Source organism: Rubrivirga sp. (assembly GCF_049648075.1).
Classification (GTDB): domain Bacteria; phylum Bacteroidota; class Rhodothermia; order Rhodothermales; family Rubricoccaceae; genus Rubrivirga.
In genome coordinates, this window is sequence record NZ_JBARYR010000282.1 from 1 (window position 1) to 6822 (window position 6822).

The 6822-nt window shown below is 68.9% G+C and carries 5 protein-coding genes; 2 read left to right on the plus strand and 3 right to left on the minus strand.

The annotated features are described in order from the left end of the window. The coding region (gene feoB, locus WBA11_RS08450; protein WP_424520258.1) for a ferrous iron transporter B at positions 1 to 1539 on the plus strand (1539 nt) is incomplete at its 5' end. Positions 1540 to 1583: 44 nt separating this feature from the next. On the opposite strand, the gene WBA11_RS08455 is transcribed toward feoB, so the two are convergent. From WBA11_RS08455 to WBA11_RS08465, 3 genes are all read right to left on the minus strand, one after another. Then, positions 1584 to 1946 carry a hypothetical protein gene (locus tag WBA11_RS08455; RefSeq protein WP_424520259.1) on the minus strand — a complete coding sequence of 121 codons (363 nt, stop codon included), beginning with the start codon at positions 1944 to 1946 and terminating at the stop codon, positions 1584 to 1586. A gap of 279 nt (positions 1947 to 2225) precedes the next feature. Then, positions 2226 to 2996 carry a LytR/AlgR family response regulator transcription factor gene (locus WBA11_RS08460; RefSeq protein ID WP_424520260.1) on the minus strand — a complete coding sequence of 257 codons (771 nt, stop codon included), beginning with the start codon at positions 2994 to 2996 and terminating at the stop codon, positions 2226 to 2228. Further along, positions 2989 to 4116 (minus strand): sensor histidine kinase, encoded by a 1128-nt coding sequence (locus WBA11_RS08465; RefSeq protein ID WP_424520261.1) that lies wholly within the window; start codon positions 4114 to 4116, stop codon positions 2989 to 2991. The genes WBA11_RS08460 and WBA11_RS08465 overlap by 8 nt, the downstream gene beginning before the upstream one ends. Positions 4117 to 4262: 146 nt before the next feature. Here WBA11_RS08465 and WBA11_RS08470 point away from each other — a divergent pair, with 146 nt between their 5' ends. Beyond that, positions 4263 to 6668 (plus strand): TonB-dependent receptor domain-containing protein, encoded by a 2406-nt coding sequence (locus tag WBA11_RS08470; protein ID WP_424520262.1) that lies wholly within the window; start codon positions 4263 to 4265, stop codon positions 6666 to 6668. Positions 6669 to 6822: the final 154 nt, after the last annotated feature.

A 6822-nucleotide genomic window follows, 5' to 3' on the forward strand; every position in this document is an offset into this window, starting at 1 on the left:
GACCTCGAGGCCCGGCCGGTCCCCTACAAGATGGCCGAGATGATGGGCCGCTACGCCTGGATCGGGCCGGTCGCCTCCGCCGTCGTGAGTTCGACGGCGGAGGCCGGCGAGGTCACGCTGTCGGACAAGATCGACGCGGTCGTGACGCACCGGATCTGGGGGCCGCTCATCTTCGGCGCGGTCCTGCTGGTCATCTTCCAGGCCGTGTTCAGCTGGGCCGTTCCCGCGATGGACGGCATCGAGTGGCTGATCGGCGCGACCGGTGACGGCCTGCGCGCGGCCTTGCCGGACGGCGTCCTCGAGGACGTGTTGGTCGAAGGGGCGCTGTCGGGCGTCGGCAACGTGTTGGTGTTCCTGCCGCAGATCCTGCTGCTGTTCCTGTTCCTGGGGATCATGGAGGACACGGGCTACATGGCGCGGACGGCGTTCATCATGGACCGAGCCATGCGCCGCGTCGGGCTGAGCGGCGCGTCCGTCGTGCCGATGTTGTCGGCGTATGCGTGCGCGATCCCGGGCATCATGGCGGCTCGGACACTAGCCGACGAGCGCGACCGGATCATCACGATTATGGTCGTACCGCTCCAGGGCTGTTCGGCGCGGCTGCCGGTCTACGTCCTGTTTATCGCGGCCTTTATCCCGGCCGGCTCGATCGGGATCGTCGGGTACCAGGGCCTGGCGATGACGTCGCTCTACGTGCTCGGAACGGTCATGGCGTTCGTGGCGGCCTGGGTGCTCCGTCGGTTCGTGTTCAAGGGGCCGGGCTCGACGTTCGTGATGGAGCTGCCGCCGTATCGGATGCCCCAACCACTCTACCTGTGGCGCCGGATGCGCGACCGCGCAAAGGTGTTCGTCGTCCGAGCCGGCAAGATCATCTTCGCACTCAGCATCGTGCTGTGGTTTATGGCGAGCTACCCGAAGACGCCGGTCCCGGCCGACCTCGAGGCGCGCGCGGCCCAGGCGGATGTCGCGGTCGAGCGCGCGACCGAGTCGCTCGTCCGGATCGACATCGACGGTCGCCCCGACCTCGAGGGCGGTGAGCGGGCGTCGGCCCAGAGCGCCGTCGAGGCCGCCGACGCGGAGCGGCTCATCGTCCAGAACGAGGTCGCCGGGTGGCAGGTGCGGAACAGCCTGATCGGCCGGTTCGGGCGCGCCTTGGAGCCGGTCATGTCGCCGCTCGGGTTCGACTGGAAGATCTCGGCCGGCATCGTGGCATCGTTCGCGGCGCGCGAGGTGATCGTCTCGGCCCTCGCGACGATCTACAGCGCCGGCGCCGACGCGACCGAGGAGAGCCTGACCTTGCGCGAGGCCATCAAGGCCGATACCTACCCCGACGGTACCCCCGTCTTCACGACGTTGGTCGCGGTCAGCCTGCTGGTCTTCTTCGTGTTCGCGCTCCAGTGCATGAGCACGCTCGCCATCGCGAAGCGCGAGCTGAACTCGTGGTTCTGGCCCGCTGCGATGTGGGGCTACATGATGGCCCTCGCCTACGGGTTCTCGTTCGCCATCTACCAAGGCGGCAAGCTCTTGGGGCTCGGGTAGCGTCCTCGAGGACGGGCGCTAGGCGGACATGACAAGTCACGTCCCTACGGTCGGAGCGAAGCATCTGCGTTGAACCGGTCGCGAGCCCATTGAGCCGGATTGTTCTCGATGTACCGGCGAATGTGACCGGCCTCGAGGTCGGACCGGACGACGCGGTCGTGGAACCGAGTCTGCCAGAGCGGACCGTCCGGCCACATTCCAAGACGCCGGGCGCTCCGAGTCACGGCGGCCTTGTGCGCACCGACGATCATCGAGACCGACTTGGCCTGAGGCTTGCCAAACGCCCTCCGCTTCTCTCCGCCGACCTCAGCGTCAGAACCTGCCGTAGGGGCATGACTTGTCATGTCCGCGTCCGTCCTCGAGCCCGCGTCTACGATGCCAAACAGCAAGTGGACGTGGTTGGGCATGACCACAAACACATCCCCGACAACCTCCGGCCGCCGCAATGCCGCCTCCACCCATTCGCGGTTAGCGATCTGGCCGACGGCCGAGGATCGCATCCTGCCCCAGACGACGTCTCCAAACACGGTACGCCGCTCCGCTGTGCAGATGGTGACGAAGTACAAGCCCCCCCGCCGGTAGTCATGCTGTTGCCAACGAGTCAGTCTGCGATAGGGGCGCACAAGTCGAGGGGAGCCGTGCCCGGTAGACCCGCTGGCCGCGTTCTCACAACACTCTCGAGGACGCTACACCCCCAATTGGGCCTCAAAGGCCTCACGCCGCGACCGGCTCAGGCTCAGACGCGTCCCGTTGTTGAGACGCACCGCGTAGTCCCCACCTGGCGCCGTCAGGAGTGCCTCCACCCGGTCGACCTGGACGATGGTCGAGCGGTGGATGCGGAAAAAGCGAGCCGGGTCCAGCCGGTCCTCGAAGGCCTGGAGCCGCTCTCGGACGACGTGCGTCGCGTCGCCGACATGGACCTCCACGTACGGACCGTCCGACACGAAATAGTCGACCTCGAGGACGGGGACGAACCGCGTCTGCCCGCGCATCTCGACCGCGATCCGTTCCAAGAACGTCCTCGAGGCCGGTTGCACCGCGTCCAGCAACGCCGAGAGCTGAGCGTTGAGCCCACCACCGCTGCGCGCCCGAGCGCCCTCGAGGGCGCGGGCTAAGGCCGTGCGGAAGCGGTCGTCGTCGAACGGCTTGAGGAGGTAGTCGACCGCCGCCACGTCGAAGGCCTCCAAGGCGTGCTGGTCGTAGGCCGTCACGAACACGACGGTCGGCATGGCCTCGGCGCCCACGACGCGGACGACCTCGAGGCCGGTCAGGCCCGGCATCTGGACGTCCAGGAAGACCACGTCCGGCGACAGGTCGAAGATCGCCTCGACGGCCTTGCGCCCGGTCCCCGCCGTGCCCACGACCTCGAGGTCGGGCCGGCCCTCGAGCAGGTCGAGCACACGCTGTCGGGCGAGGGGCTCGTCGTCGACGACCAGGATGCGAGCGGGCTTAGCCATCGTCGGCCGTGGTCCAGGGGAGGTCGATCTCGGCCTCCGCCCCGGCCTCGAGGCCCGGACGGAGCGACAGCGCTGCCGCGTCGCCGTACAGCGCCTCGAGGCGCTCTCGCGTGTTGGCGAGGCCGACCCCCGTCGAGGTCGGCGCCGCACCCGTCAGGCCGGGGCCGTTGTCCTCGATGCGGAGGACCAAGCGGTCGCCGTCGCGCCGCGCCACCAGCCGGATCACGCCGACGCCCTCCTCGAGGCGGCTCACGCCGTGGCCGACCGCGTTCTCGACCAAGGGCTGCAAGATCAACGGCGGGACGAGGGCATCGAGGGTGCCGTCCTCGATGTCCTCTTCGACCTCGAGTCGTCCCTGAAACCGGACCTGCTGGACGTCGAGGTAGTCGCGCAGGAAGGAGACCTCCTCACGTAGCGGGACGGCCTGGGCGCCGTCGGCCTCGAGGACGCGGCGGAGCAGGGACGAGAGCCGGGCGATCAGCGTGCGGACGCCGGCCGGGTCGCGCTCCACCAGGGCACTGACGGCGTTGAGCGTGTTGAACAGGAAGTGCGGGTGGAGCTGCATCTGCAACGCCGACAGCCGCGCCTGGGCCAGATCGGCCTCGAGGCGGGCACGGTCTGCGATCAGGCGCTCGGCCTCGGCGCGGCGCTCTTGAACCTGGAAAAACGCCGAGCGCGCGTAGCCCGCCGTCAGAACGGCGAGGTAGACGATGAACTCGTCCAAAAAGCGGAGGCGGTTGAACGTGCCGGCCAGCGTCCACTCGCGCCCCGGCTGAATCGGAGCGCTCAGGATGGGGCGCAGCACGCCCCGCGTCACGTACTCGACGGCGACGGCGATCGCGAGCCCGACGACGAGCTGTCCGGCCAGCCGCGCCGCCCAGGCACCGCGCTCGGCCGGGTAGCGCCGAGCGAGCCAGAACACCAGTGGCGTTATCAAGGCCCACAGTCCGATCTCCGCGAACGTCTCGACGATCTCGCCCCAGTCCATCTCCTCGCCCGGCCACCGGCGCGTCGACTCTCGGACGGCGGTCAGGATGCCCAGCAGCAGCCAGAACCCGACGACCGTGACGCCCTCTGCACGGCGCGTCCAGGGACGGTCAGAGACGATCGGCAAGGTCATGCGGCCAATTTAGAGGTGGACCGCCCGCCTCTCGGCTGGACTCGAGGTGACGAGAGTGCCACTCGTGACGCCACGGTGCAACTCGTGCCAACGGCCGAACCCTGAAGCTGCGTGGGCCATATCCCTGTTCCCCTCTCCCCGCCGCGATGCTCAGACTGCTCCTCTTGTCCGCCCTTCTCGTCCCTGCCGTCTCGGCACAGGCGGACGTGACCGGCCGCGTCCTCGACGGCGAGTACCCGCTTCCGACCGCTTCGGTCGCCCTGTGGCAGATCAGCGGCGCCGACTCCACGCTCGTCGGCGGGGCGACGACGAATCTCGAGGGCGTCTTCCACATCGACGACGTCTCGGCCGGTTCCTACCAGCTCGTTGCCAGCTTCGTCGGATACGACGCCGCCACCCTCGAGGTCGAGCTGGGGGCGTCCGACCTCGAGGTCGGGACGATCACGCTCGCGCCGACGGCCGAGGCGTTGACGGAGGTTCAGGTGACGGCCGAGCGGCCCCAGCGGCAGGTCCGGATCGACCGGACGGTCTACGACACCGCCGACGACCCCGTCGCGGCCGGCGGCAACGCGACCGACGTCTTGTCGACGATTCCGTCGGTCGACGTCGACATCGACGGGAACGTCTCGCTCCGCGGAGCCGGAAGCGTGGCCGTGTTCGTCAACGGCCGCCCGGCCCCGGTCTCGGCCGACTTTGTCGCGGGCTACCTCGCGAGCCTGCCGGCCGGCTCCATCGAACGCGTCGAGGTGATCCCGAACCCGTCCGCGGCGTTCGAGCCCGACGGCGTCGGCGGCGTCATCAACATCGTGCTCAAGGCGAACACGGACCTGGGGTGGGGCGGCACAGTCACAGCCGGGACCGACAGCGAGGGCGGCCTCAACGCGACGGGCGCCGTCACCTACGGCCGTGGCCCATGGTCGCTCGCAGCGACGTACGGCCTGCGCAGCGACCAACGCGGCGGATCGGGCTCCACGTTCAGCGTCAACCGGTTCGAGGCCGACCCGTCCACCCTCGACCAAGTCGAGGTCCAAGGCCGCAACAACCTGAGCAACTTCGTCAGCCTATCGGCCGACTACGCGCTCAGCCCCCAGACGACGCTGACGTCCCAACTCCAACTCGGCACCCAGGACGGCGACGACGAAGAGACGAATGCGACGCTCCGGCTCAATGCCGCAGGTACGCCATTGGCCGAGTACGAACGGTTCGCGACCGAGCAGGAGTCCGGGTACTCTGGCGGCGTGCGCCTGGGTTTGCGTCAACAGTTCGGCGAGAACCACCGACTCACGGCCGAGGTCAGCGGCGAGGCCGAGGAAGAGGGCGAGGCCCAGGCCTTCGACGACCGCGTCTTTTTCGGGACCGCGACGTTCGGGCTCCCGCCCCAAACCGATGAGGACGACGCCGAGCGTGAGGCCGAGCTCCGCATCGATTACACGCGCCCGGTCTGGGGCTTCCAGGTGGACTTGGGCTACAACGGCAGCATCGAGACAGAAACGAGCACGTTGGACGCCCGTCGGTTCGGTGTCGACGGCACGCTCGCCCTCGACCCGAACCTGTCGAACACGTCCGACTTCGAGGAGCGAATCCAGGCCGTCTACGTCCAGGCCGCACGCGACTGGGGTCTCTTCGGCGTCCAGGCCGGTGTCCGTGCCGAGCAGGCCACGACCACGTTGGGGTTGGTGACCACCGGCGAGGAGTTCGGCAACGATTACCAGAGCCTGTTCCCGAGCGCCTTCCTGTCGTTCAAGCCGACTCCGGCGACGACGCTCCGCGGCGGCTACAGCCGCCGGATCGACCGGCCGCGGCGATGGGAGCTCAACCCGTTCCCGTCGTTCGACGTCACGGGCGCGATCATCCGTCAGGGGAATCCGGCCCTCCGGCCCGAGTACACGGACTCGTTCGAGATCAGTGCCGAGCAGATCACGTCGTTCGGGTCGGTCGGCGTAACGCCCTACTACCGGCGCACCACCGACATCGTCCGGCGCATCGCCACGCTCCGTGACGACGGCGTCACGGTCCGCGCGCCTCAGAACCTCGACACGGCCGATGCGTGGGGTGCCGAGGCCGTTCTGTCGCTCGACGGCGTCGGCGGCTTGGAGGGCTTCGTCAGCCTAGAGGGCTACCGTCTCCAGACCGACGGGACCGCTGGCGACGCCGAGCTCTCGAGCGACGCGTTCGGCTGGGGCGGGCGTGTCAACGCGTCGTACGGGTTCGGCGACCGGTTCGGCTGGGGCGACCTCGACCTGCAGACGACCGTCCGATACTCGGCGCCCATCGATACTGAGCAGGGCCGGCGCGGCGCGCGGACGTCGATCGACCTGGCCCTCCGGCAGCGGATCGGCGACCGGGCCTCGCTCACGCTCCAGGTCCGCGACCCGCTCGACCTGGCAGAGCTGGAGTTCGTGTTCGACCAGCCAGAGCTGTACCAGGAGATCGTGCGCGACTGGCGCGTGCGCCAGTTCGGGCTGGCGTTCTCCTACCAGTTCGGCCGCCAAGAGCGGAACCGCGACCGGGACCGCCAAGGCGGCGGCGACTTTGGCGGCGAGGAGTTTTAGAGAGCCGGCACGCTCGATGCGTCCTCGAGGGCGAGTCATACGTTCGCAACCTCGAGGGCGTAGTCTCGGTCATGCTGGTCTTGCTTCTCGCACTCCTCATGCCCGCCGACTCCGTCCTGGTCATCGCCCACCGGGGCGCGAGCGGTGAGCGCCC